The sequence below is a fragment of the Acinetobacter portensis genome (assembly GCF_010646905.1).
GTDB classification, from domain to species: Bacteria; Pseudomonadota; Gammaproteobacteria; order Pseudomonadales; family Moraxellaceae; genus Acinetobacter; species Acinetobacter portensis.
Genome location: NZ_JAAARQ010000002.1, coordinates 1,989,420 through 2,015,642, shown reverse-complemented (window position 1 = coordinate 2,015,642; position 26,223 = coordinate 1,989,420). Strand labels below are relative to the sequence as shown.

Sequence of the window (26,223 nt, the reverse complement as noted above, 5' to 3'; positions counted from 1 at the left end):
AATGCATCTATTTTTAGATTGTTTTTCAAACAAATTTAAATTTTATTATAAATCAACCAACTATTTTTTAACCAAACAGCACATCAAAACATGATGCTTATATCATTTTCTTTATAGTGATCTAACGATTGGTTTTGCGCTAAAATTTAATGTAAGTTACGAAATTTATAATCTTTTACGCTATTTAGCCATTTACTTAATCAATATTAAGTATGACTTCAATACTTATAATTACTTACAATTAAATAAATATGCATATTTTTTTCTGCAAATTCGTATCAATTTGACATATTATATCGTCCCGATACTGTGATTCTATTATGTTTTTTATAGAACAGGCTTTTGACAAAACAAGTCTTTGTACGTCACTTTTTAGCCCTAAGTATAATTGACAAATTTTCAGTAGCTACTAATCTTATAGCAAATTTGATCTGTCTGATTCGTCCATTCAAAGATGAACTTTTAGAATCAGACCAACATTCACCAGGACAGGAGATCTATTGAATGTCTGAAGCAACTGGCAAAAAAGCCGTTTTACAACTTGATGGCAAAGAAATTGAATTACCAATTTACAGTGGTACATTGGGCCCAGATGTAATCGACGTTAAAGATGTGTTGGCCGCAGGTCACTTCACTTTTGATCCTGGTTTTATGGCTACTGCTGCATGCGAGTCTAAAATCACGTTCATCGATGGCGGCAAAGGTGTTCTTTTACATCGCGGCTATCCGATCGACCAATTAGCAACTAAAGCTGATTACCTTGAAACTTGCTACTTATTATTAAATGGCGAGCTTCCAAATAAAGAGCAAAAAGAAGATTTCGACGCTAAAGTTCGTAACCACACTATGGTTCACGATCAAGTTAGCCGCTTCTATAACGGTTTCCGTCGTGATGCTCACCCAATGGCTATTATGGTTGGTGTAGTTGGTGCGCTTTCTGCGTTCTATCACAACAATTTAGACATTGAAAACGTTGATCACCGTGAAATCACAGCGATCCGTTTAATTGCTAAAATTCCTACTTTAGCTGCTTGGAGCTACAAGTACACTGTTGGTCAACCATTCGTTTACCCACGTAATGACTTGAGCTACGCTGAAAACTTCTTGTACATGATGTTTGCTACTCCTGCAGATCGTGACTATAAAGTTGATCCTATTCTTGCAAAAGCAATGGATCGTATTTTCACGCTTCATGCTGACCACGAACAAAATGCTTCTACATCTACAGTACGTTTAGCTGGTTCTACTGGCGCTAACCCGTATGCATGTATTGCTGCTGGTATCTCTGCACTTTGGGGACCTGCTCACGGCGGCGCGAACGAAGCTGTTCTTAAGATGCTTGATGAAATCGGCTCTGTAGAAAATGTTGCTGGCTTCATGGAAAAAGTGAAAACTAAAGAAGTTAAACTTATGGGCTTCGGTCACCGAGTTTACAAAAACTTCGACCCACGTGCGAAAGTAATGAAAGAAACTTGCGACGAAGTGTTAAGTGCACTTGGTATCAACGACCCTCAATTAGCTTTAGCTATGGAACTTGAACGTATCGCACTTTCTGACGAATACTTCATCAAACGCAACTTATACCCTAACGTAGACTTCTACTCAGGTATCATCCTTAAAGCGATTGGTATCCCAACAGAAATGTTTACTGTAATTTTCGCTCTTGCGCGTACTGTTGGCTGGATCAGCCATTGGTTAGAAATGCACAGCGGTCCTTACAAGATCGGTCGTCCTCGTCAGCTTTACACTGGCGAAGTTCAACGCGATATCGTTCGTTAATACGAACTGCGTTGATCGACAAAAAAAACCACCCTTTCGGGTGGTTTTTTTAGATCTAAACTCAATCATTCTTTTTAGTTATACCATTTATTCCAAAGTCAAATTATTTCATTTCAATGACACATAAACACAATAATTTGTATTAAATACACATCACTTTATTACTATTCATCATCAATAGATGCATACAAAAGCCCATATATTGAATATTCACCATGGAATTCAGTAAATATAAATGGACTTTTTATATGCATCAGGATTTAAATAAATACGATCAAGCTTTCTACGGACATCCAAAACCACTCAGAGGATTATTCTTTACTGAACTTTGGGAACGATTTTCCTTTTATGGTATTCGCCCATTATTAGTTCTATATATGGCAGCAATGGTTTCTCAAGGTGGTTTGGGGTTAGCCTTACCTACAGCATCTGCCATTGTTGGTTTGTTTGCAGGCTCTATGTACTTAATGACCGTATTTGGCGGTTGGGTTGCCGACAACTGGTTAGGTCAAGCGCGTGCTGTTTGGTACGGCTCAATTATTATGGCATTAGGGCATCTATCTATTGCGCTAACAGCCTTTTCAAGTAATTTCTTTTTCTATTTTGGACTTGTACTCATTGTTCTTGGATCGGGCTTATTCAAGACCTGTATCTCAGTCATCGTGGGCACATTATATGAAGCCAAAGATTCACGACGTGATGCAGGTTTTTCCATTTTCTACATGGGGATCAACCTAGGCTCTTTTGTCGCTCCACTTATTACAGGTTTCTTAATCAAAGATCATGGTTGGCACTTAGGTTTCGGTATTGGCGGTTTAGGTATGCTGGTTGCGCTTATTCTATTTCGCATGATTGCAGTGCCAGAGCTTACAGAATTTAATCAAATTAGAAAAATTGATAGCTCTTGGAAACAAGCCACCAATCTAAACCCTCATGCACCTAAAATTGTATTTGGTTTCTTAGCAGCTTTTGCAGTCCTTATTGCATTAATAACACTAGGTGTTATTACAATTAACCCAGTTGCACTCGCAACTTATTTAACAGCTATTATTTGCATAACCATTGTTGGTTACTTTGCTTACTTATTAATTTTTTCAAAAACCACCAAAAAAAGAGAAAAAACAGCTCGTTATTTGTTTCATCTTACTTATTATTGCCGCTTTATTCTGGTCTGCATTTGAGCAAACACCAACATCTTTCAACCTATTCGCGCAAGATTTCACAAACAAATATGTGTTCGGATATGAAATTCCAGCCGTTTGGTTTCAGTCTATCAACCCATTATTTGTGATTATATTTGCTCCTATTATGGCTTGGCTGTGGGTAAAACTTGGCAAATCGAATAAAGACCCAAGCTATATCTCAAAATTCATTATTGCCTTAGTGTTTGCAGCCATAGGTTTTGGATTAATGGCACTTGCAAGTTATTCTGTTATTTCTAGTGGTGGTGCCTTAGTTTCACCTTGGTGGCTTATTTCAACCTTCTTCTTACTCACAATTGGTGAGCTTTGCTTAAGCCCTGTTGGTCTTTCAACAATGACCAAATTAGCACCAAGTATTATTCGTGGTCAGGTCATGGGCTTATGGTTTACAGCATCGGCACTTGGTAATTTAATGGCAGGATTAATTGGTGGTCATGTATCTCCAGATTCACTACAAGATTTACCCACTCTATTCATACGCTGTGTAGTTGCATTGATGATTGGTGCTATTGTGTTACTTATCCTTAAAAAACCAATCCTCAAACTTATTTCAGATTGTGATGATAAAGTTAAAACAACGGAAACTGTATAATGAATGCTTCAGAGAAACTTAAGTGCTTACGTGAGCACATGCAACAACACCATATTGACGCTTTCATTGCGCTAAGTGCCGATCCCCATATGTCAGAGTATTTACCTGATTTTTGGAAAATTCGTCAATGGCTCACAGGCTTTACAGGTTCGGTTGGAACAATCGTTGTTACTCAAGAAATTGCAGGTTTATGGGTAGATGGTCGTTATTGGGTTCAAGCAGAAACGCAGCTTAAAAACACAGGTTTTAGCCTCCAAAAACTCACAAGTGATGAAAGCTCAACACATTGGGCTTGGTTAAGTCAAAATCTAAAATTGAACGCAAAGATTTCTGTAAATACGCAAACAGTTTCAGTTCAGCAATTTGAAATTTTAAATCAAATTGCAAAAGAAAAGAATTTTGAGATTATTGAAGATGTCGATTTAATTACAGAAGTTTGGCAAGACCGCCCTGCTTTGCCGCAACAACCTATTTATGAAATGCAAGATGGTATTAATGCATTATCTCGTGCAGAAAAAATTGCAAAAATTCGTGCAAATTTATCATCAAAAAACATTGAAGGACATTTCATTTCTGCTGTAGATGATATCGCGTGGATTTTAAATTGCCGTGGTGCTGATGTTGAATACAATCCTGTGTTCTTGTCTCATCTTTATATCGATAATCAACAAGCAATTTTATTCTGCGATATCAATAAGTTTAATGATGCTTTACGCACACGTTTTACAAGTGAAAACATTTCTATCTTAGATTATACGCAAAGCCATTCATTCTTAAATGAACTACAGGTTTCTAGTATCTTAATTGATCCTGCAAAAGTGTCTTACTACCACCAAAATACTTTAGCTTCTCACATTAAGATTCATCACGATATTAATCCAAGCACTCTATTCAAGTCACAAAAACACGAAAGCGAAATTGCACATATTCGTAATGCTATGCAAAAAGATGGTGTTGCGCTCTGTCATTTCTTTCACTGGTTAGAAACTGCATTAAAGCAAAATGAAACAATTAATGAACTCACTATCGACGAGAAAATTACAGCTTATCGTGCAGAGCAAGAAGGTTTCATTGGTTTAAGTTTCTCAACCATTGCAGGCTTTAATGCCAATGGTGCACTTCCGCATTATCGCGCTACCCCTGAAAACTATAGCGATATTCAAGGTGATGGCTTATTACTAATTGACTCAGGCGGTCAATATCTAGATGGCACAACAGATATTACCCGTGTGGTTCCTGTGGGCACACCATCGGCTGAGCAAAAACGTGATTACACACTTGTTTTAAAATGCCACATTGCTTTGGCGCAAGTGGTTTACCCTGAAGGTTTAGCTGCACCATTACTCGATTCAATTGCACGTCAACACTTGTGGCAACATCAACTAGATTATAGACATGGCACAGGTCATGGCGTTGGTTTTGCATTAAATGTACACGAAGGTCCACAAGTTTTATCGTATTACGCACCTATTCATGCTTACTCTAAACTTCGTGAAGGGATGATTATTTCCAATGAGCCAGGTTTATATCACGAAGGTCAACACGGTATTCGAATTGAAAACTTAGTGGCAAACCGCTTAAAAGAAAATACAGGCACTATTTATGGCGATTTCCTAGAGTTTGAAACTTTAACATTATGCCCAATTAATATTGATTGTATTGATCAAAGTCTTTTAACAACCGAAGAAAAGGCTTGGTTAAATCAATACCACAGTACTGTTCGTGAAAAGCTTTCACCGTCACTTTCAGATGAAGTTCTAGATTGGCTAATCTACAACACCCGTAATATTTAAAACACGTATATTTAAAACACGCATATCTGAAACTAGAAACCACCCTTCGGGTGGTTTTTTTCACTAAAACACAATTTATGCTTTTATGGCACTTACTTTAAAGTCAAATAAATCCACTTAAATAAAACATAAAAATAATAATTTAAATCAAATAAACATCAATTCATTACCATTCAGCATCATTCTGTACATAAAAAAGCCCATATATTCAATATTAAAACTTAATTCAATAATTAAAAATGGAATTTTTATGCAAAATGATTTGAATAAAGCCGACCAAGCATTTTATGGACACCCTAAACCTTTAAGCGGTTTGTTTTTTACCGAATTATGGGAACGTTTTTCTTATTATGGCATTCGCCCATTACTTATTCTTTACATGTCTGCCATGGTCATCAATGGAGGCTTAGGTTTAGACCGACCTACCGCAGCTGCAATTGTGGGCTTATTTTCAGGTTCTATGTACCTAATGACCGTATTTGGTGGTTGGGTTGCAGATAACTGGCTTGGACAAGCACGTTCCATTTGGTACGGTTCTATTATTATTGCTCTCGGTCATCTTTCAATTGCTTTAACTGCATTTTTTGGGCATTTCTTTTTCTATTTTGGACTTGTACTTATTGTTTTAGGCTCAGGCTTATTCAAAACCTGTATTTCCGTGATTGTAGGTACACTCTATTCAGCTCAAGACTCAAGACGTGATGCAGGCTTTTCCATTTTTTATATGGGAATTAATTTAGGTTCTTTTGTAGCTCCTCTTTTAACAGGCTTACTCATTAAAGATAATGGATGGCACTTAGGTTTTGGTGTTGGCGGCATTGGAATGTTGATTGCCTTACTTATTTTCCGTTTTATTTCTGTTCCACAACTCATGAAGTTTAATGAAATGCGTGGCATTGAAAACACATGGAATAAAGCAACCCATTACAATTCTAAAGCACCTAAAATTGTGTTGGGATTTTTGGCAATATGCGCTGTCATTATTGCACTTGTAACCGTTGGTACTATCACGATCAATCCAGTTTTACTTGTTACATATTTAACCATTTTTATTTGTTTGGCTATTGTTCTGTACTTTGCTTATTTACTCCTTTTTTCTAAAACAAATGCCAAAGAGAAAAAACAACTCATCATCTGCTTTATTCTGCTCATTGTTGCTGCTTTGTTCTGGTCTGCTTTTGAACAAAAACCGACGTCTTTTAATTTATTTGCTCAAGATTTTACTTACCGCTATGTTTTTGGTTTTGAAATTCCAACAGTTTGGTTTCAATCTATTAACGCCTTATTTATTATCATTTTCGCACCAATTGCAGCATGGCTTTGGGTAAAACTAGGCAAGTCAAATAAAGATCCTAGCTATATTTCAAAATTCATTATTGCCTTGGTTTTAGCTGCAGCAGGCTTTGCTGTCATGGTATTTGCAACCCAATCTGTAATTTCTAGTGGCGGCGCTTTAGTTTCACCATTATGGCTTGTATCAACACTTTTATTACTTACGCTTGGCGAGCTATGCCTCAGCCCTGTTGGCCTTTCAACCATGACCAAATTAGCACCTACCGTTATTCGCGGACAAGTCATGGGTTTATGGTTTACGGCTTCTGCACTAGGTAATTTAATGGCGGGTTTAATTGGTGGTCACGTATCTCAAGACTCACTTCATGATTTACCTACCCTATTTATGCGCTGTGTGATTGCCCTCATAATTGCCGCAGTTGTTCTATTTTTACTAAAAAAACCAATCCTTAAACTTATTTCAGATTGTGATGACACACCAAAAACAACTGAAATATAAAGATGAAAAGCATAATTTTTAAATTGATATCTAAAAAGTAAAGACCAAAAAGTAAAAAAGACCAAGCTATTATGCTTGGTCTTTTTTATATCTAATTTTAACTGGTATGACTTGATGTTTTTTTTGAAGCTCTTATAGTTAAAAGTTCTCTGTATATATGTAGTCCCATGAATTTTCCTATAAAACTTATCCCCTTACTCATTCGTATATTTAAATTAGAGCAATTTAAATATCGTATTTTAACTATTGGGGAAATTGCGCTTTGCAAAACAGTTTTTGGTGATTTAATCGATTACGAACAAGTTAAAATTACCAATCAGCCTTATCTTCCTTGGCAATCCGCACATGTCTTAATGGCACCTAGCGGTTATATTCAAACCCGTGATGCAACATATTCCAATGATTATTCAAAAGAAAACTTAAGCTATCAAGCCGTTTTTATTCACGAAATGACGCACATTCTGCAATATCAAAAAAATATTAATGTCGTTTTAAAAGGTGCCATTTTACAAACTACTTTCTTCCTCAGCTTTAAACAATACAATCCATATAAATATCAATTTATTCAAGGCAAATCTTTTTGGGACTATAATATTGAACAACAAGGCGATATTGCTCGTGATATTTTCCTCAAACGAATAGACAATATTATTCTAAATCCATCATAGTTTTCTTCTCAAACAAGCAAGCTTCTAAAGCATTCATGATGAACTTATAAAATAGAATAAAATACGGTTGAAGGATTCATATAAAAATTAGCAAAAAATAAACAACTTATAGATGAATAAACATCATTAAAGCCTAGTATCTCAGCCAATTTAATATAAAATGATAGAGCGCTGTTTTCACACTGCTAAATTTAATACTTTTCAGTGAAACAATTATGGTTTTTGCCTTGTGGCAGTTTTTTTAGCATCAAACACATCAAACCGAAACAAAATATAAAAAGTATCAATTGGTTAAATGTGTTTCCCCTATAGGAATAGGATTAAATTTAAATGAAATCTTTTAAAATTGCCTTAGCTCAGTTCTCTCCGGAAATTGGCAACATTGACGCTAATGTTCAGAAAATGATTGAACAAGTAAATGAAGCGAAAAAACAAAATGCTGAATTAATCGTTTTTCCAGAACTTTCTACTATTGGCTACCCAGCTGAAGATCTCATACTACGCCCTAGTCTAACAAAACGTAGTGAAAATGCATTTAAAGCATTAAGCAAAGTAAAAGATATTGTGATGGTTTTCGGCTTTGTAAATCAAACTGAAGATGGTCAACGATATAACGCTGCTGCCGTAATGAAAGATGGACAAATTCTAGGAATTTACAACAAACAAAACCTACCAAATTATGGTGTTTTTGATGAAAAACGTTATTTTAGCGAAGGACATCAACACCTTGTATTTGAATATTTAGGTCATAAGTTTGGCGTATTAATTTGTGAAGATGTTTGGTCACTTCCAACAGTTCAACAACTTGCTCAACTCAATGTTGAAACAGCTTTGGTACTAAATGCATCGCCATATGAAGTGGGTAAACCACAACATCGCGTAGCAACAATGTCTGAACTTGCTAAGCAACTTAACATCAATTTGGTTTATACCAACCAAGTTGGCGGTCAAGATGACTTAATCTTTGATGGTACAAGCTTTGTCGTGAACAATAGCGGTGTTGTTGCACTTCAAGCAGCAACATTCAAAGAAGAACTTCTTATTGCTGAATACGAAGCTGAAAATAAAGCATTTAAACAAGGTCAAATCACACCTGCATTAGATACAATGGCTGAAATTTACCAAAGCCTTGTATTGGCAACGCGTGATTACGTAACACGTTCAGGTTTCCCTGGTATTATTTTAGGTTTATCTGGTGGTATCGACTCTGCTTTAACACTTGCGATTGCTGTAGATGCAATTGGTGCAGACAAAGTACAAGCTGTGATGATGCCTTATACTTACACAGCACAAATCAGTGTTGAAGATGCCGCAGAACAAGCGAAAAACATGGGTATTACATTTGGTATTGCCGAAATCAACCCAATCGTAAATAGCTTCATGCAAACGCTTTTCCCATTCTTTGGCAATAGCCCTGCAGATGCAACAGAAGAGAATCTACAAGCACGTGCTCGCGGCACATTATTGATGGGCTTATCAAACAAATTTGGCAACCTTGTTTTATCGACAGGTAACAAGTCAGAGCTTGCTGTTGGATATTGCACATTGTACGGTGACATGGTTGGTGGTTTTGCCGTTCTTAAAGATGTGTACAAAACGATTGTCTTTGAACTTGCTAAATACCGTAACAGCATTTCAGAAACACCAGTTATTCCTGAACGTGTGATTAGCCGTCCACCTTCTGCTGAATTGCGTCCAGATCAAAAAGATCAAGACTCTTTACCTGCTTATGATGTATTAGATGCCATTCTTTATGCTTATATTGAAGAAGACATGAGCCAAGATGACATTATTGCAAAAGGCTTTGATAAAGCAATTGTAGAAAAAGTCATTAAACTTGTAGACCGTAATGAATACAAGCGTCGTCAAGGTGCAATTGGTCCACGCATTACATCTCGTGCATTTTCACGTGAACGTCGTTATCCAATCGTAAATGGTTGGAAAGCAGGAATCTAATTTTCCCTAATTAAAAAAGCCCAAACAGATGTTTGGGCTTTTTTATTAAAAATATTTTTAACTTAATGCTTATTCTAAATTTTAAAGATAAAAAAAGACCACGTTTTGGAACGTGGTCTATAAAAATGGTGGCTATGACGAGACTTGAACTTGTGACCCCCGCATTATGAGTGCGGTGCTCTAACCAACTGAGCTACATAGCCTTAAACTGTGGACGCATTATCTAGATTTCAACAACCATCGTCAAGCACTTAAAACACTAAATGTTCAGACTTTATACGAAATAATACTTTTTTATTCATTTTTAATTTAATTTAACTTTCATTGGCTAAAAAACGAGATTATGGTACTAAATATGTGATTCAAAATTATTCTTAAAATATGAAGCTTTACCAAATATCGAGTATCAGTATTGCTATTCTAAGCTTAACAGCATGTTCAATCATTTCTCCTTTGGTCGTGAACTACAATGGCGTTAGACGTGATGTTGCCACTGCAATTAATCAAAATAGTTTGCTAACTATTTCGAGCAGACAAGTGCTCGTTGCTTATGCCAAAGAACAGCAAAAAATTCTCAGTTCACAATATCAAAGTAACGATCAACAACAACTTTTAGCAAAAGAAAGAGCTATAGGCACTTATTGCTCACAGCAAAAAGTATCTACTAAAAAATTAAATTGGGTCGATTCAAAAATCTTCGCATTGCCAGAACAGCAAGACAAATTAAAGTACAACCAAGCCTTACAAAGCAATATAAACTTAGATACAACCCAAATAGATTGCACCAATAAATTTTAGATTTATTAAAAACACAAAATTTAGATAAAAAAAAGACCACGTTTTGGAACGTGGTCTATAAAAATGGTGGCTATGACGAGACTTGAACTTGTGACCCCCGCATTATGAGTGCGGTGCTCTAACCAACTGAGCTACATAGCCTTAAACTGTGCGCGCATTATCTGCTTATATGACATGCGCGTCAAGCACTAACCGTGCTATTTGTACAAAATTTAGTGAAGTGAGCCGATAAGCCGGGTTCTGTCGTGAACGATCATTCCTCTAGGCGCACAATCACTCATGCGCTCAAGCGACCTACCCGAATCCAGCATGGGCCATGCCTAATGGATTCCTATTTGGTCTTGCTTCCGGTGGGGTTTACCTCGCCATGAACTGTTACCAGCCATGCGGTGCGCTCTTACCGCACCCTTTCACCCTTACCTTCGATTCTAATTGCTTAGAAACATAATGAAGGCGGTCTTCTCTCTGCTGCACTTGCCGTCGGTTTACACCGCCCAGGCGTTACCTGGCACCTTGCCCTATGAAGCCCGGACTTTCCTCCCCTGCTTCAATCACGGAGATTTCCACAGCAGCGATCGTCTGGCTCACTTCGAGGCGCATATTAACAAATATACGAACTAATTGCTTGATGTTTTTTGATCAGTTAGTTTTTCATACTTCGCTTGAAGTTCTTCACGTGTTTCAGCATGATTCGGATCAAGCGGAATACAATCGACCGGACAGAATAACTGACATTGTGGTTTATCATGATGACCTACGCATTCAGTACATAAATCTGGGTGGATTTCATAAATGATCTCCCCCATAAATATGGCATCATTTGGGCACACAGGCTCACATACGTCACAATTGATGCATTCATCCGTTATATATAAAGACACACTACCAACCTTGTTTATGCTTGCGTTCGAAAGCTTCTACCACAGCATGTGGCACAAACTGCGTTACATCACCTTTTAAGCGAGCAATCTCACGCACTAATGTCGATGAAATAAATGAATATTGTTCAGATGGTGTTAAAAAAACGGCTTCAAATTGAGAATCTAAACGTCGATTCATATTTGCCAACTGAAATTCATATTCAAAGTCAGAAACAGCGCGCAAACCACGCAATACAGCCGTTGCTTTTTGCTCACGGAAAAAATTCACGAGCAAACCATCAAAACCAATAAATTCAACATTTGGCAAATGCTTTAAAGACTCACGCGCCAATGCTACACGTTCTTCCAGAGTAAATACTGGGTTTTTATGATGACCAATTGCAATTGCCACAACCACTTCATCAAACATTTTAGCTGCTCGAGAAACTAAGTCGATATGACCATTGGTAATTGGATCAAAAGTCCCTGGATAAATTACGCGAGTTTTAGACATCCATTTTGCTCTGTTTCAATGACAGATGGCTATTTTATCAAAAAGTAATTTTTTAGGTGAATAAACCTGTTATTTTTATGAAATATCTTAAATAAACACTTTAAATTCCTTGAGTACCTTTACATTTTTCAATTGTCTTTAAGCCTCTGTTTGAGGCACAATAGACATAAGTTTGGAAGTAATTGATTATGGCGAAGGTAGAAGTTAAAAAAAATTCGAGTGGAACAATTGCGTTAAACAAACGCGCCCGCCACGATTATTTTATTGAAGAAAAATTTGAAGCAGGTCTTTCATTACAAGGCTGGGAAGTTAAGTCTATGCGCGCAGGTCGCATGACTATTGTAGAAAGCTATATCACCTTTAAAAATGGTGAGGCTTTCTTGTTTGGTGCACAAGTACAACCTCTGCTTAGTGCTTCAACTCACGTGGTACCTGAAGCAACGCGTACACGCAAACTATTGCTGAACCGTCGTGAAATTGAAAAGCTCATGGGTGCGATTAACCAAAAAGGTTATTCGTGTGTACCTCTAGCGTGTTATTGGAAAGGTCCAAATGCCAAACTTGAAATTGCACTTGTAAAAGGTAAACAACTTCATGACAAACGCGCCACTGAAAAAGACCGCGATTGGCAACGTGATAAAGCACGTATCTTCCACAAATAAAGATTCATAAAAAAACCTCCACTTAGGAGGTTTTTTTATTTTGACCGATTTTCAGAAAAGTTTTAATTTAAACGCAAAGTTTGTGAAGCTATATGTTTTCCAAACCAAATTGCGGTGTCTAAATCGCCTTTTGGTGGTGTGATATCTACAGATGCATTATCAGATTGCGTCATCAAACCTAAAAAGCTCGACATACGATTTACATCTTCCACACTGCGCCCTGTTGCCATTAAAGGCAAACCTGACCAAAGCATGCCATGTTGCATCGCAAATAAATTGATTTGCTGCAACACAGCCAATTTATCGCCACTTAAACCACCACCATTGGTAAACGCTGCGGCAAGTTTTCCTTGCCAAGTACGTGCTAACCAACGCTTCGATGATTGTTCCATGAATACTTTCATTGCAGCACTAATACTACCCATGTAGGTCGGACAACCAAAAATTATGGCATCTGCTGTATCAAGCACATCCCAATCAATTTGTTCCACATTCATTAATGAAACTTGAACACCTGCTTGCTGCGCACCTTGTTCAATATGACGAGCAACTTTAGCTGTGTGTCCATAAGGACTGTGATAAACAATAGCGAGAGATTTAGAAGATACGGACATATCGATCAAAGCAAAAAATTTGAAGAAAGTTTAGCATTTTCATTGGATAAAGACGAATGTTGTCATACGCCCTGTTTTCGCTTCACGGCGATATGAAAAATATTCCTCTACTTGCGTATAAGAACATTGATCACCACCCAGTACGGTGTCGATTCCATGCTGATTTAAAATATAACGCGCTATCGCATATAAGTCTGCATGGAATTTTCCATCGACTTTTCCTGCAATAAATGCACTTTCTAAAACTGGATACTTCGTACAAAAAGCCTCTTTTACTTCCGCACCAATTTCAAAACAAGGTTGGCTAATGGCAGCCCCCAACCAAGCCCAAGTGGGTTTGGTTTGCATAGTCGCAATGGTATTTTCAATAATACCATTTGCTAAACCACGCCAACCTGCATGTAAATTTGCAACTTCAGAACCTTCAGCATTACCCAAAACTACAGGTAAACAATCTGCTGTCATCATCATAAGTACATGAGATTTAGATTGTGTGACCAATCCATCCCCCACCAAAGCATCAAAAGTCATTTGATCATTGACCGTATGACAAATAGTGCTATGGGTTTGCGTCATCCAAGTCATTTTATTGACACCAAATTCAGCAAAGTCTTCAAGCAACGTCATACGATGTTGCTGAACACGATGAGCTTGGTCATTGACATGCAATGCAACATTAAAACCTGCCAATTCAGGCTGTTCAGCGCTTAATGTTTTTTCATGATGCACTCTTGTCTGCCCCACAAAAACACCTTGCGGTAAGCCTTGAACAAATTGCATGTCAATATCCTTATAAAATCGTCAACAAAATATAAATGATTAATACGCTTTGTTTTCAGTACGAAGCACTTCAACCAACTGTGTGAAATCTTCAGGCCATGGCGCATCAAACATCATGTCTTCACCTGTTTTAGGATGTACCAAGCCTAATTTAGCAGCATGCAATGCTTGGCGTTTAAAGCCACGCAAAGTATCAGCCAAAAGCTCAGATGAACCTGCTGGTAAACGCACACGCGGCATATAAACCTGATCACCTATTAGACCGTAGCCAATATAGCTAAAATGCACACGAATTTGGTGCGTACGACCTGTTTCTAAACGGGCTTGTACACGCGTAAAATGCTGGAAACGCTCTTTTACGTTGTAATGTGTAACAGCATCTTTACCACCAGGTAATACCGTCATTTTTACACGGTCTACAGGGTGACGTTTGATTGGTTCGTCAATTGTACCGCCAGCGATGATATTGCCATAAACAATAACGTCATAAATTCGATATACCGATTTTTTCGCCAATTGCTTGGTTAAAGAGAATTGTGCTTCAAGGTTTTTTGCAATAACCAACAAGCCGCTTGTGTCTTTATCGATACGATGGACTAAACCTGCACGTGCAAGTTCAGAAGATTTTGGATAATAATGAAGTAATGCATTCACCAAAGTACCTGTTGAATTACCCGCACCAGGATGAACAACCATTCCAACTGGTTTATTAATAACCAAAATATCGTCATCTTCATAAACAATATTCAATGGAATATCTTCTGGCAGGCTTCTTGTCTGTGCTTCAAGCTCTACATTTAATGTTAAAAGCTCATCACCTTCGCACTTGTACTTTGGCTTAACACTGTTACCATTAACCAATAAATGACCATCTTTCAGCCATTGTTTAAGTCTTTCTCTGGAATAATCGTTCCAAATCAAGGCTGCAACTTGGTCGATACGTTGCCCCAAATAGCTTTCATCCAGTTGAAATTGCAACGATAAACGTGTTGCAGTTAAGTCCGAAGTATGGTTATCTGCTTCCACAGAATCATCAAATATATGGAAATCAGTTTCAGGGGTATTCGAGTTGGAAGATTGTGCTTGGCTCATTTGATCATTCAGAAAAAAGTGGTTTAATTGTGCAATTGTAGCTCATTGCCCGGAATAACAGAGGAATTTTTATGTCGCTACCACATTATAAAATTACAATGCTTGCTTTAGCGATTGGTATTACTACGTCAATCGTGGGTTGTAGCAGTAATCCAAAAAAAGAAGTGGTCGATACAGGTCCGCAGTCTAGCGAACAAATTTATATTCAAAAAGCAGAAAAAGCACTTGAACGTGGTCAATATTCAGATGCTTTAAAACATTTAGAAGCGATCGAAACTTATTACCCAACAGGTGAATATGCTCAACAAGCTCAACTTGAGCTTTTATATGCAAAATTTCAGCAAAAAGATTATGAAGGTGCGCTTGCACTCGCCGATCGTTTTATCCGTATGAATCCTCAACATCCTAATGTTGACTATGCTTACTATGTTCGTGGTGTGGCGAATATGGAGCAAAATTACGATGGTCTTATTCGTTTTACTTCGCTTAAACAATCTCATCGTGATGTAAGTTATTTAAAAGTGGCTTATCAAAACTTTGTAGATTTCATTCGTCGCTATCCTTCTAGCACTTACGCTGTAGATGCAGCGCAGCGTATGAAGTTCATTAGTAATGAACTAGCAGAATCTGAAATGAATGCTGCTCGCTTTAATGAAAAACGTAAAGCTTGGGTTGCATCTATTGAACGCGCACAGTGGGTTGTAGAACATTATCCAAATGCACCTCAAGTTCCTGAAGCTTTAGCCATGATGTCTAATGGTTATGCACAACTTGGTGATCAACAGCTTGCTAAACAATATGCAGATGTTCTAAAGATCAACTCACCTAAACTTGTAAAAGCTGATGGCACAGTCAATATGCGTGCTGCACGTAATCAAGGTAGCTTATTAAACCGTGCAACTTTAGGTTTATTTGGTCGTGAAGCAACAACTTCAACAGAAACTGAAGTGCAAGCACCTCAAGATGAAAACAAACCGAGTTTGTTAAACCGTGCAAGTTTCGGTTTATTGGGTCGCCCTGATACACGTAAAACACCTGAAGGTTATACACCTGCAGGTGAAAGCTTATATGACGGTCAACGTAAATAAGCACCAATAAGCATCGCAATTTCAGCAAGGGCAAGTTATCATACTTGCCCTTTTGCTTTTGCATGTTTTAAAACTTTAAGCATGATTAAAAGCTAGACAAACTAAACATCAGTAGCTAAATTGTGATTATAGATTAAGCACATACTGAAATATTCGTATCGACACAAAACCAATTTAGACCGACATAGAAACGATAGAAGACTTATGGCAATTCCTCAGCACACGATAGATCAAATTTTAGATCGTACAGATATTGTCGATTTAATTGGTCAACGTGTGAAATTAAAAAAGTCAGGTCGTACATATTCGGGTTGTTGTCCCTTCCATCAGGAAAAATCACCATCGTTTCATGTTTATCGCGATAAACAGTATTTCCACTGTTTTGGTTGCCAAGCCAATGGTAATGCCATTCGTTTTTTAATGGATATCGACGGTCGTAATTTTGTTGATGTCATGAAGGATTTATCTAGCCAAACAGGAATTGAACTTCCGAAGGACAATCAAGAATCTAAAAAAATTCTCTATAAACGAGAAGCAAAAAAAACAGTTGAAACACCAACGGTATCTACAGAAAAATCAATCTCAACGGCTGAAAATAATGTACCCGTTGCATTTGATCCATTTGAAGAATATCAAGCACCAAACGACCCATTTTCAGGTTTTGAACAATTCCAAGTTGAAGATGAAGCACCTGCTCAAGATGGTAATCTTTTCGACTTATTAGAAAATATTGCACAGTTTTACGAAAGCCAATTACCCAATAGCCAATCTGCACAACAATATTTTAAAAAACGTGGCTTAACTGAAAAAACCATTCAATTTTGGCGTTTAGGTTATGCACCTGAAGATTGGCAACATTTAGAAAAAGCTTTTCCTCAAGATATTGAAGGTTTAAAGCTTTTAGGACTGATTCGCACAAGCGATAGCGGACGTGATTTCGACCTATTACGTGATCGTGTCATTTTCCCGATTCGTGATACAAAAGGTCGTGTCGTAGGTTTTGGTGGTCGTGCGCTCAATGATGAAATAAAGCCCAAATACATCAACTCACCAGATTCTGAAGTTTTCCATAAAAACCAACTTTTATACGGTTTATATGAAGGACGCAAAGAAAAAGCGCAAGATTACTTAATGGTTGAAGGCTACATGGATGTCATTGCTTTACAGCAATATGGTATTTATGGTGCGGTAGCAACTTTAGGTACAGCAAGTAATACAGAACATTTAAATATTCTGTTTAAGCAAAATAATCGTATTACTATTGCTTTTGATGGTGATGCTGCGGGACAAAAAGCAGCACGTCGTACATTAGAAATTGCTTTACCATTATTGAATGATGGTCGTGAACTGAAATTTTTTGTTTTACCCAATGACCATGACCCAGACTCACTGATCAGACGTGAAGGTGTTGAGAACTTCAAACGCCTGCTTGAACACGCACCACTGATGTCTGAGTTTATCTTTAGTCTTTTATCTCGAAATCATCATGTCACAACACCTGAAGGTAAAAGTCAGGTGATGGCGGAGCTAAAACAACTTACTGAACTCTTACCTAAAGTGGGTTCGTATCGCTATTTATTGCAACAATATTTCCGTGAAAAATTAGGCTTTAACCGAAAATGGCAACCACAAGTTAATAATGATGCAGCACTGAGTTTCAGTACGAAAATTGACGCTGAAGAATATGTTGCCGCAATTTTAATGAATCACCCCTATTTATATATTCATTTTGAACCCTTACGTGCACTTATTCCGCAAGATCAATTGCTATATAAAATACTCAATATCTTCAATATTATTTTTGATGAATTACCCGATGATGCAGAACAAGCGAAATATTATGTGATTGGTGCATGTGCAAACCATCATTTTGAATTACAACGTATTTTGCAACAAGCCAATGTTAGTGATTACACAACATCACCTGAACAAGTCGACAAGCTTGCAGCCGATTTTTCAACAAAATTACAACACCAATATTTACAGCAAAAAATTCGCTCGAAGAAATTCACAAGCATTGCCGAAATGAAAAATTTAAAACATCAAATTTATATGATTGATAAAAAAGATCGCTTACTCTCATTGATGAGTAAACGATCTTCTTCTGTTTAATTTTATGATGTTTTAAGCTTTCGGTTTACGTCTTTTCGCAATCACATCATCTAAACTATTTTGTAATAATTCCAAACACTCTGGATCTTCTGCTTTTGCCGCTTCCTTCATGAAAACAGAGGTTGGATGTAATAGTTTTTGCGTTAAGCGATGTGAAAACTCTTGTAAAACCTGTTCAGCATTGTCACCTTTTTCTAAACGCTGCATTGCGAATTTAAGCTCTTCTTGTCTTAATACCTCACCATGCTCACGATAAAGTTGAATTGCCCCACCAGCACCCTTAACTTTTTGCTGAGTGATTAATTCTGTTGCAAGCTGATTCACCATCACTTCAGCTTCAACCGCAGCTTGTCTGCGCTGTGCTAAGTTTTCCTCAATCACGCTTTGTAGGTCATCTACACCATACAAATAAACACCATCAAGCGTTTCAACTTTAGCATCAATATCGCGAGGTACAGCTAAATCAACCAATAACATTTGTTGGTAGCGACGCTTTTTAAGTGCAGCCTTAACATCGGCAAAATGAATAACTTGATGCAAACTTCCTGTACAGCTTGAAATCACATCTGCTCGATGTAAATTTTCTGCAAGCTGATCAAACTCAATAATTTCCACTTGTACACGATGTGCAATTTCTTGTGCCAAACTTTCAGCTCTTGCTCGCGTACGATTACAGATTAGAACTTTCCCAACCCCTGTTTCAGCTAAATGTTTTGCAACAAGACTATTCATCTCTCCTGCTGCAACCACCATTACCGTTAATTCTTCTGGTTTACTAAAAACTTGTAATGCCAATTGAGCAACAGCATAACCCATTGAAACAGCATGACTTCCCACAGCTGTTTCAGAGCGCACACGTTTTGCTGCATAAAATGCATATTCAAAAATTTGATTAAGTTCAGGAGAAACGGTTGCTGAATCTTTCGCTAAAGATAAAGCTGTTTTTACTTGTCCAAGAATTTGCGGCTCGCCCAACATTAGCGAATCTAGACCACTTGAAACTCGCATTAAATGCGTTATAGCTTGAGTATCTTCATAACGATAGACATGATTTTCAAGTTGTTTTACATCAAGACCGTTTACTTGGGCGAGCCAATCTAGCACCATGTCAACATTCTCTGACATCGCGTAAACTTCTGTACGATTGCACGTAGATACCACCACCATTTCATTTAAATCTTGGTGTTGGCTTTGACTAGAAAGCAAAGTACTTAACTTTTCAGGGTTAAATGCAATTTTTTCACGCAACTCTACAGATGCAGTTTGATGGTTGACACCCAATGCAAAGAAAGACATATCAGATCATCATTCCGCTAAATTTATGCTATTGTGGAGTATTGGTGTCATAAAAACATTACTTGGATTAAGAAAAATTCGTCAAATAAACAGCCGAATAAGCGGCGTAAGAATCAAGCAATATTCTACCACAATCTTACTCATTGGTAGCATGCTCTCTGCTGCACAACTTCATGCAGCTGGAGAAATATACCATGCAAATTCAAACTATAATGCCATAAAACAAAGTATGATTGCTGAATTTGCAATTGCATACCACGACATTCCAACCGCTCTACACAATTATACCGTGCTTGCAATCAAGGGCAATTCCGCGTCAGTCAAGCAACGCGCCTTAAATATTGCGATAGAACAAGAAGACCTAAGCGCAGCATTAGAAATCGCAACGCACTGGGTTTTACAAGAACCTAAAGATGTTCCTGCATTATTTTACTTATCACATATTGCATTAAAATCGCATGAATATGAACTCGCATCGGAAACACTCGATAAAATTTTAAAAATAGATCCAAATGCAGAGTTAGAAGAAATTTTAGCCAGCATTTCACCCGAATCTGTTGCTGATCGTGAATATTTAATTCATGCTCTACAAACAAGTAGCTCGAAGGATAATCCTTCTATTCTTGTTTTAATTGCAGGTCTTGAAGCACAAAATGGTCACTTAGAAGATGCTCTAGACATCATCAATCTTGCTTTACGAAAACGTCCTAAAGCAACAAGTTACATCTTAATGAAAGCCAATTTTTTAAATGCGCTAGGTAATCAAGAAGCGACTTTAGAATGGTATGAAAAATCGAGCAAAAAACACAAAAACAACTATGAAATACACATTGCTGAAGCAAAATATTTAGTTAAACAAAATAAAACGACGCTTGCTTTAGATAAATTAGAAAAAATTATAAAGAAATGGCCAAAGCAAGAAGAAGCGCTATTTATTGCAGGTTTAACCAGTATTGATTTACGCGAATATGAAAAAGCTGAAAAATACTTAGTCGAGTTACGATCATCCAATCAATATCAAAACGAAGCTTATTATTATTTAGCGGTAAATGCAGAACGTAAAGAGCATTTTGAAACGGCAAAAGCCTATTATCGTCTTGTAGATGGCAGCTTATATTCCATCTCACGTCGAAGCATGATCTCTATTTTTGCAAAACAAAATCAATTAACCGATGCACTTCGTTTTTTAACCCAAGAACGCGTAAATTATCCTCAGCAAGCCAGCTTCTTATATCAAGCTCAAGCTGAAATTTTAATCATGATGAATAATAAAAAAGCAGCTTTACGCCTATTAGATGAAGCCATCAAAAACATACCCGATGATCCTGAGCTTATTTATGCTGAAGTTCTATTACTTGATGCTCATGCAGATCGAGAAAAACTAGACAAGCTCCTCAAAAACCTATTAGAAATTGAGCCTAACAATCCATCTTATCTCAATGCTTATGCCTACACCCTCGCATTGCAAAATCGTTATTTAAAAGAAGCTCGAGAAGTTGCAGAATATGCGACTGAACTTGCACCAGAACAAGCGTCTATTTTAGATACACTTGGATATATTACCTATTTGCAAAATGATTTTGCAGCTTCTGCGAAAGCACTCAAACAAGCATATGAACTCAGCAATAGTGTGAAAATTGGTGTTCGCTATGCAAAATCCTTATATATGCAAGGTGAAATTGCTCAATTTGAGAAGGTGTTACAAGAATTACAAGCAAACCACCGAAATGATCCTCAATTGGAATCATTAAATTCTTTACTATTACCGCAACAAATAAAAAAGAGTTAAATCACTTATGGGTACGTTGACCAAAATCAGTCTCAGCCTTATCACCTGTTCAATGTTCTTAACAGGCTGCCAGCAATTTACCCAACCACTTGGCACTGCACCAACACAAATGGTTGAAGCCAATAATCAATTTAACTTACAAGGGAAAATTGGCATTCGCACACCTCAACAATCTGGCAGTGCTTTTTTCCGTTGGGTGCAAGAACAGCAAGAGTTTGATATTGAGCTGAGTGGAATGTTGGGAATTGGAAAAACACAAATTTCAGGGAAGCCTGGTCAAGTTACCCTAAATAGTGCAAATACGGGTTTAGTCACAGCAAGTACACCTGAGGAGCTGCTAGAACAAGCAACAGGTTGGAAAGCACCCATTACGCACTTAGTCAGCTGGATACAAGCACGACCTGCAACAGCCACAGCTAAAATTCAAAAAAATGAAAATAACCGCCCAATTCAATTTATTGAAAATGATTGGACTGTCGATTTAAGTTATAACGATCAAGCCACACTTCCAAATAAACTTATTTTGAAACAGTCGCTTGAATCTGGACAAGAAAATCGTATTACAATGATTATTCAAAACCGTTAATTTTGTATGTCTATGATTCGTGTTGCCTCGCCTGCCAAACTCAACCTTTTTTTGCACATTACTGGTCGTCGTGAAAATGGCTACCATGAATTACAAAGTATTTTTCAGCTTATAGATTTATATGATTGGTTGGAATTCACCAAAACAGAATCGAGTGAAATCCATATTGACGGTTTAAATAGCGTCGATTTACAGCAAAATTTAATTTTCAAAGCCACAGAAATCTTAAAACCTTATGCAAAAAAGCAAACAGGCTTAAATATTTCAATTGAAAAAAATATTCCAATGGGTGCAGGTTTAGGCGGTGGATCATCCAATGCTGCAACAACACTGATTGTGGTCAATCAACTTTGGCAATGTGGTTTAAGCATTGAGCAACTTGCAGATTTAGGTGTCAAATTAGGAGCTGATGTTCCCATTTTTGTTCACGGTTTAAATGCTTGGGCAGAAGGCATTGGCGAACACTTAACATTCATAGACTTAGATCAAAAAAAATTCATTGTGCTTAAACCTGATTGTTTTATCAGCACTCAATTGCTTTTTTCGCAAAAATCATTGACAAGAGACACGAAGCCTACTAAATTTTGCGCCTATCAGTTAACGCCATCCAATTTTGGAAATAATTTTGAGCCCCTGGCAAGAAATTTATATCCTGAAGTGAATGAAGCAATGCAATACTTAGATCAGTTCGGTAAAGCAAAACTTACAGGTACAGGTGCTTGTGTGTTTATTGAGATAACGGAAAAAATGAATATTGATGACATTCTGAAAAATGCGCCATGTAAATCTTACTTGGTTAGCAGTTTGAAAGAGTCACCATTACGTCACTTTGAAGTTTGATAGGGGTATCGCCAAGTGGTAAGGCACCGGGTTTTGATCTCGGCATCCGTTGGTTCGAATCCAGCTACCCCTGCCATTTAATTCACCTGTAAGATGTACTGTATTAGGGGTATCGCCAAGTGGTAAGGCACCGGGTTTTGATCTCGGCATTCGTTGGTTCGAATCCAGCTACCCCTGCCATTTTACAGTCATCAAATTTAGGGGTATCGCCAAGTGGTAAGGCACCGGGTTTTGATCTCGGCATCCGTTGGTTCGAATCCAGCTACCCCTGCCATTTTCTCAAAAAAGACAGAACAAGACTTTACTGCTCAAATGTTAATTAACCTTGACATCGTGCTTTAAAAATATTAAAGTTCTGCCGCATTAGGGGTATCGCCAAGTGGTAAGGCACCGGGTTTTGATCTCGGCATCCGTTGGTTCGAATCCAGCTACCCCTGCCATTTATTCCCATATATTCCAACCGCCAAGGGTGCTTCATGCCCAATCTTGTCGTTTTTAGTGGAACCGCGCATCCACAATTCGCTCAAAAAGTCGTAAGTCACTTACATATTCCTCTAGGCGCCGCCTCTGTAGGTCAGTTTTCTGATGGCGAAATTGCTGTCGAGATTACTGAAAATGTTCGTGGTAAAGACGTATTCTTAGTACAACCTACTTGTGCACCAACTAATGATAACCTTATGGAAATCTTAGTTATGGCTGACGCGTTACGCCGTGCAAGTGCTGGTCGTATTACAGCAGTTATTCCTTACTTTGGTTACGCTCGTCAAGATCGTCGTCCTCGTTCAAGTCGTGTGCCAATTACCGCTAAAGTTGTAGCAGATATGCTTACAACTGTTGGTATTGACCGCGTTGTAATGATCGACCTTCATGCCGACCAAATCCAAGGTTTCTTCGATATCCCTGTAGATAACATCTACGGCACGCCAGCGCTTTTAGCTGACCTTCGCCAACAGTCGCACCACAACCTTATGGTTGTATCGCCTGACGTTGGTGGTGTAGTTCGTGCTCGCGCTGTTGCTAAACAAATGGGTGATATTGATCTTGCGATCATCGACAAACGTCGCCAAAAAGCAAATGAATCACAAGTGATGCATTTAATTGGTGATGTAAGAGATCGTGACTGTGTCATTGTTGATGACATGGTGGATACTGCAGGTACTCTATGTAAAGCTGCTGATGCACTAAAAACTTTTGGTGCTCGCAAAGTAATCGCTTATGCAACTCACCCAGTTTTATCTGGTAAAGCGATTGAAAACTTAAAGAACTCTGTTATTGATGAATTAGTTGTTACAGACACTATTCCTCTTTCAGAAGAAGCTTTAGCTCTTGGTAAGATTCGCCAAGTTTCAGTAGCAAGTATGGTTGCTGAAACAATTCGTCGTATTAACAACGAAGAATCTATTAGCGCAATGTTCGATTCTTATCTATAATAGAACGCTAAATTTTCAAAGCCCTGCTTTTTGCAGGGCTTTCTAGTACTAAATCGGTCGCAGATTTAGTCCAATTAAACTTAAATAGGATGTCTAATCATGGCAAACTTCGTATTAAACGCAGCAGCACGTGAAGAAGCAGTACAAGGGAAAGGTGCGAGCCGCCGCCTTCGTCTTCAAGCTAAAGTTCCAGCTATCATTTACGGTGGCGAAGCAGCTCCTGTTGCAGTTACTTTAGAGCTTCGTCAACTTGTTAAAGCTTTAGAAAACAATGACTTCTTTGAAGAAGTAATTGAAATTAACATCGACGGTACAGTTGAAAGCGTTAAAATCCAAGCTTTACAACGTCACCCAGCTAAAAACACACCTATGCACGCTGACTTCAAACGTGCATAAGTGTTAATGGTATAAATTAGTGTCAAATATTTCACTGATTGTAGGTTTGGGCAACCCAGGTTCTGAGTATGCCCAAACTCGCCATAATGCAGGCTTTTGGTTCGTTGAACGCCTTGCAGAACAATATGGTATTTCACTCAAAACTGATCCTAAATTCTACGGAATTAGCGGTCGTGGTAAAATTGAAGGTCAAGACGTTCGTCTACTTTTACCAACAACCTTTATGAATGCCTCAGGCAAAAGTGTTGTTCCCTTCGCAAAATTCTATCAAGTCGCTCCAGAAGAAATGCTCATTGCACACGATGAACTAGACATGAACCCTGGTATTATTCGCCTAAAAACAGGTGGTGGTCATGGTGGTCATAATGGTTTACGTGATATCGTCCCACACACAGGTCCAAATTTTCATCGTTTACGTATCGGTATTGGTCATCCTGGTTCTAAAGAACGCGTGTCAGGTCATGTATTAAGCAAAGCACCGCGTAGCGAACAAGATTTAATGGATGATGCTCTTGCACATGCTTTATCTCGCATTAAATTGCTAGTAAACGGTGACATACAGCAAGCCATGAATCAAATCAATGCTCATAAACCAAACTGATCATTCTATATTTGTTGAACAATCATGCTTGCCATGCTGCTTTTTTCAGAGCAAAATGCGCTCTCGATGAAAATACCATTCATTCAAAATAACTTGTTCATTCAGACAAAATCTTAGGTCAACTAAGGAGACGCTAGCCATGCTATCTCGTTTATTAAAAGCTAAAATTCACCGTTGCGTCGTTACACAAGCAGAATTACATTATGAAGGTTCTTGTGCAATTGACGGTATTCTTTTGGATTTAGCAGGTATCCGCGAATATGAAGAAATTCATATGTGGAACGTGACGAATGGTAAACGCTTTACCACTTATGCAATTCGTGGTGAAGAAGGCTCAGGCATCATTTCTGTAAATGGTGGCGCTGCACTTCAAGCAGATGTTGGTGATTTAATGATTATCGCAACATTTGGTGATTTTACAGAAGCTGAAGCAGATGCGCACAAACCACGTCTTGTTTATGCAAATCCAAACAATACTGTAAATCACACAGCAAATTGCATTCCTGTACAAGTTGCCTAAATGTTCGCTATGTAAATTAACGACCTAAAAAATAAATTAAGCTCGCAATATGCGGGCTTTTTTATGCCATGTAATTCATTAGACTTTTTTATCACAGCCTTTTTCCCCTGTTTTCATGAAAAAATTTAAAAGATGGCAATTCATTATGAAATAAGTCGATTAATTATGAATTATTTATTCTATAGATAGCACTGATCGTTCTAAAAAAAGCACTCCGCTCTACCTCGAACAGGTCTATAATCATTACACATCGCTTCAGGGCGGGGTGTAATTCCCCACCGGTGGTAAATTAAATATACATTTCATGTATAACTTAATGAGCCCACGAGCCTATTGTAACTTTACAATTCGCAGATTTGGTGAAACTCCAAAGCCGACGGTATAGTCCGGATGAAAGAAGACGACAGCACATAAATGTTCACTTAATCAATCTTTTATCGATTGCTAAATGAATTCGCTACGA

22 protein-coding genes, 6 tRNA genes, 1 other RNA gene, 1 pseudogene and 1 riboswitch are annotated in these 26,223 nt (G+C 37.8%); of the genes and pseudogenes, 21 read left to right on the top strand and 9 right to left on the bottom strand.

The window, feature by feature from the left end:
• Positions 1–504: 504 nt before the first annotated feature.
• The 6 genes and pseudogenes from gltA to GTK57_RS09560 all read left to right on the top strand — a co-directional run bounded on the left by gltA (position 505) and on the right by GTK57_RS09560 (position 9,782).
• Positions 505–1,779: a citrate synthase gene (gltA, locus tag GTK57_RS09585; protein ID WP_152875584.1), complete on the top strand. Its 1,275-nt coding sequence runs from the start codon at positions 505–507 to the stop codon at positions 1,777–1,779.
• A 248-nt stretch (positions 1,780–2,027) separates the two neighbouring features.
• A pseudogene (locus tag GTK57_RS09580) lies at positions 2,028–3,573 on the top strand (peptide MFS transporter).
• Complete coding sequence (locus GTK57_RS09575) at positions 3,573–5,366, top strand: aminopeptidase P family protein (protein WP_163123093.1); 1,794 nt, start codon at positions 3,573–3,575, stop codon at positions 5,364–5,366. Before GTK57_RS09580 ends, GTK57_RS09575 begins: the two are co-directional and overlap by 1 nt.
• A 250-nt stretch (positions 5,367–5,616) precedes the next feature.
• The gene (locus tag GTK57_RS09570) at positions 5,617–7,158 is read left to right on the top strand and encodes a peptide MFS transporter (protein ID WP_163123090.1); all 1,542 of its coding nucleotides are present in this window, start codon (positions 5,617–5,619) and stop codon (positions 7,156–7,158) included.
• 167 nt (positions 7,159–7,325) lie between these two features.
• Positions 7,326–7,826 (top strand): hypothetical protein, encoded by a 501-nt coding sequence (locus GTK57_RS09565; RefSeq protein ID WP_163123087.1) that lies wholly within the window; start codon positions 7,326–7,328, stop codon positions 7,824–7,826.
• A 330-nt stretch (positions 7,827–8,156) separates the two neighbouring features.
• Entirely contained in the window at positions 8,157–9,782 is a 1,626-nt protein-coding gene (locus GTK57_RS09560; protein WP_163123084.1) for an NAD+ synthase, read from the top strand.
• A 126-nt stretch (positions 9,783–9,908) separates the two neighbouring features.
• On the opposite strand, the gene GTK57_RS09555 is transcribed toward GTK57_RS09560, so the two are convergent.
• Positions 9,909–9,985 (bottom strand) — tRNA-Met (locus tag GTK57_RS09555).
• A gap of 178 nt (positions 9,986–10,163) precedes the next feature.
• On the opposite strand from GTK57_RS09555, the gene GTK57_RS09550 reads away from it, so the two are divergent.
• Complete coding sequence (locus GTK57_RS09550; protein WP_163123081.1) at positions 10,164–10,580, top strand: hypothetical protein; 417 nt, start codon at positions 10,164–10,166, stop codon at positions 10,578–10,580.
• 64 nt (positions 10,581–10,644) lie between these two features.
• On the opposite strand, the gene GTK57_RS09545 is transcribed toward GTK57_RS09550, so the two are convergent.
• The 4 genes from GTK57_RS09545 to coaD all read right to left on the bottom strand — a co-directional run bounded on the left by GTK57_RS09545 (position 10,645) and on the right by coaD (position 11,954).
• Positions 10,645–10,721 (bottom strand) — tRNA-Met (locus tag GTK57_RS09545).
• A gap of 72 nt (positions 10,722–10,793) precedes the next feature.
• Positions 10,794–11,171: RNase P RNA component class A (gene rnpB / locus GTK57_RS09540), an RNA gene on the bottom strand.
• Positions 11,172–11,197: 26 nt separating this feature from the next.
• Positions 11,198–11,461 (bottom strand): YfhL family 4Fe-4S dicluster ferredoxin, encoded by a 264-nt coding sequence (locus tag GTK57_RS09535; RefSeq protein WP_163123077.1) that lies wholly within the window; start codon positions 11,459–11,461, stop codon positions 11,198–11,200.
• A gap of 1 nt (position 11,462) precedes the next feature.
• Complete coding sequence (coaD, locus tag GTK57_RS09530; protein WP_152875475.1) at positions 11,463–11,954, bottom strand: pantetheine-phosphate adenylyltransferase; 492 nt, start codon at positions 11,952–11,954, stop codon at positions 11,463–11,465.
• A gap of 188 nt (positions 11,955–12,142) precedes the next feature.
• Here coaD and smpB point away from each other — a divergent pair, with 188 nt between their 5' ends.
• Positions 12,143–12,616, top strand: a complete 474-nt coding sequence (smpB, locus tag GTK57_RS09525; RefSeq protein WP_152875473.1) for an SsrA-binding protein SmpB — start codon at positions 12,143–12,145, stop codon at positions 12,614–12,616.
• Between the two features lie 62 nt (positions 12,617–12,678).
• On the opposite strand, the gene GTK57_RS09520 is transcribed toward smpB, so the two are convergent.
• Genes GTK57_RS09520 through rluD form a run of 3 tightly spaced genes read right to left on the bottom strand, consistent with a single transcriptional unit; the run spans position 12,679 to position 15,102 of the window.
• The gene (locus GTK57_RS09520; protein WP_152875471.1) at positions 12,679–13,230 is read right to left on the bottom strand and encodes a flavodoxin family protein; all 552 of its coding nucleotides are present in this window, start codon (positions 13,228–13,230) and stop codon (positions 12,679–12,681) included.
• 39 nt (positions 13,231–13,269) lie between these two features.
• Complete coding sequence (gene pgeF / locus GTK57_RS09515) at positions 13,270–14,010, bottom strand: peptidoglycan editing factor PgeF (RefSeq protein ID WP_163123074.1); 741 nt, start codon at positions 14,008–14,010, stop codon at positions 13,270–13,272.
• Positions 14,011–14,049: 39 nt separating this feature from the next.
• The gene (gene rluD / locus GTK57_RS09510; RefSeq protein ID WP_163123071.1) at positions 14,050–15,102 is read right to left on the bottom strand and encodes a 23S rRNA pseudouridine(1911/1915/1917) synthase RluD; all 1,053 of its coding nucleotides are present in this window, start codon (positions 15,100–15,102) and stop codon (positions 14,050–14,052) included.
• A 71-nt stretch (positions 15,103–15,173) separates the two neighbouring features.
• On the opposite strand from rluD, the gene GTK57_RS09505 reads away from it, so the two are divergent.
• A complete protein-coding gene (locus GTK57_RS09505; RefSeq protein ID WP_163123063.1) occupies positions 15,174–16,190 on the top strand; it encodes an outer membrane protein assembly factor BamD in 1,017 nt (338 codons plus the stop codon).
• 204 nt (positions 16,191–16,394) lie between these two features.
• Positions 16,395–18,302 (top strand): DNA primase, encoded by a 1,908-nt coding sequence (locus GTK57_RS09500; RefSeq protein WP_163123060.1) that lies wholly within the window; start codon positions 16,395–16,397, stop codon positions 18,300–18,302.
• A 12-nt stretch (positions 18,303–18,314) separates the two neighbouring features.
• Here the strand turns inward: GTK57_RS09500 and hemA are convergent, their stop codons facing one another.
• Positions 18,315–19,598, bottom strand: coding sequence for a glutamyl-tRNA reductase (hemA, locus tag GTK57_RS09495; protein ID WP_163123057.1), 1,284 nt, complete (start codon positions 19,596–19,598; stop codon positions 18,315–18,317).
• A 76-nt stretch (positions 19,599–19,674) separates the two neighbouring features.
• Between hemA and GTK57_RS09490 the strand changes: the two genes are divergently transcribed.
• The 11 genes from GTK57_RS09490 (at position 19,675) to panD (ending at position 25,760) form a co-directional block, all read left to right on the top strand.
• Positions 19,675–21,387, top strand: a complete 1,713-nt coding sequence (locus tag GTK57_RS09490; protein WP_194240569.1) for a tetratricopeptide repeat protein — start codon at positions 19,675–19,677, stop codon at positions 21,385–21,387.
• Positions 21,388–21,394: 7 nt separating this feature from the next.
• Positions 21,395–21,973: a lipoprotein insertase outer membrane protein LolB gene (gene lolB, locus GTK57_RS09485; protein WP_163123054.1), complete on the top strand. Its 579-nt coding sequence runs from the start codon at positions 21,395–21,397 to the stop codon at positions 21,971–21,973.
• Between the two features lie 12 nt (positions 21,974–21,985).
• Positions 21,986–22,813: a 4-(cytidine 5'-diphospho)-2-C-methyl-D-erythritol kinase gene (ispE, locus tag GTK57_RS09480; RefSeq protein ID WP_152875485.1), complete on the top strand. Its 828-nt coding sequence runs from the start codon at positions 21,986–21,988 to the stop codon at positions 22,811–22,813.
• 1 nt (position 22,814) lies between these two features.
• Positions 22,815–22,889: transfer RNA gene (locus tag GTK57_RS09475), tRNA-Gln, on the top strand.
• A gap of 29 nt (positions 22,890–22,918) precedes the next feature.
• Positions 22,919–22,993: transfer RNA gene (locus GTK57_RS09470), tRNA-Gln, on the top strand.
• Positions 22,994–23,012: 19 nt separating this feature from the next.
• Positions 23,013–23,087, top strand: a tRNA-Gln gene (locus GTK57_RS09465).
• Between the two features lie 91 nt (positions 23,088–23,178).
• A tRNA-Gln gene (locus GTK57_RS09460) sits at positions 23,179–23,253 on the top strand.
• A 36-nt stretch (positions 23,254–23,289) separates the two neighbouring features.
• On the top strand, positions 23,290–24,243 hold the full coding sequence (locus GTK57_RS09455; protein ID WP_152875459.1) for a ribose-phosphate pyrophosphokinase: 954 nt from the start codon (positions 23,290–23,292) through the stop codon (positions 24,241–24,243).
• Positions 24,244–24,342: 99 nt separating this feature from the next.
• Positions 24,343–24,639 (top strand): 50S ribosomal protein L25, encoded by a 297-nt coding sequence (gene rplY / locus GTK57_RS09450; RefSeq protein ID WP_152875458.1) that lies wholly within the window; start codon positions 24,343–24,345, stop codon positions 24,637–24,639.
• A 19-nt stretch (positions 24,640–24,658) separates the two neighbouring features.
• Positions 24,659–25,240 carry an aminoacyl-tRNA hydrolase gene (pth, locus tag GTK57_RS09445; protein ID WP_163123051.1) on the top strand — a complete coding sequence of 194 codons (582 nt, stop codon included), beginning with the start codon at positions 24,659–24,661 and terminating at the stop codon, positions 25,238–25,240.
• Positions 25,241–25,379: 139 nt separating this feature from the next.
• Entirely contained in the window at positions 25,380–25,760 is a 381-nt protein-coding gene (gene panD, locus GTK57_RS09440; protein ID WP_153372096.1) for an aspartate 1-decarboxylase, read from the top strand.
• Positions 25,761–26,008: 248 nt separating this feature from the next.
• A riboswitch (FMN riboswitch) is annotated at positions 26,009–26,166 on the top strand.
• The last annotated feature ends 57 nt before the right edge of the window (positions 26,167–26,223 follow it).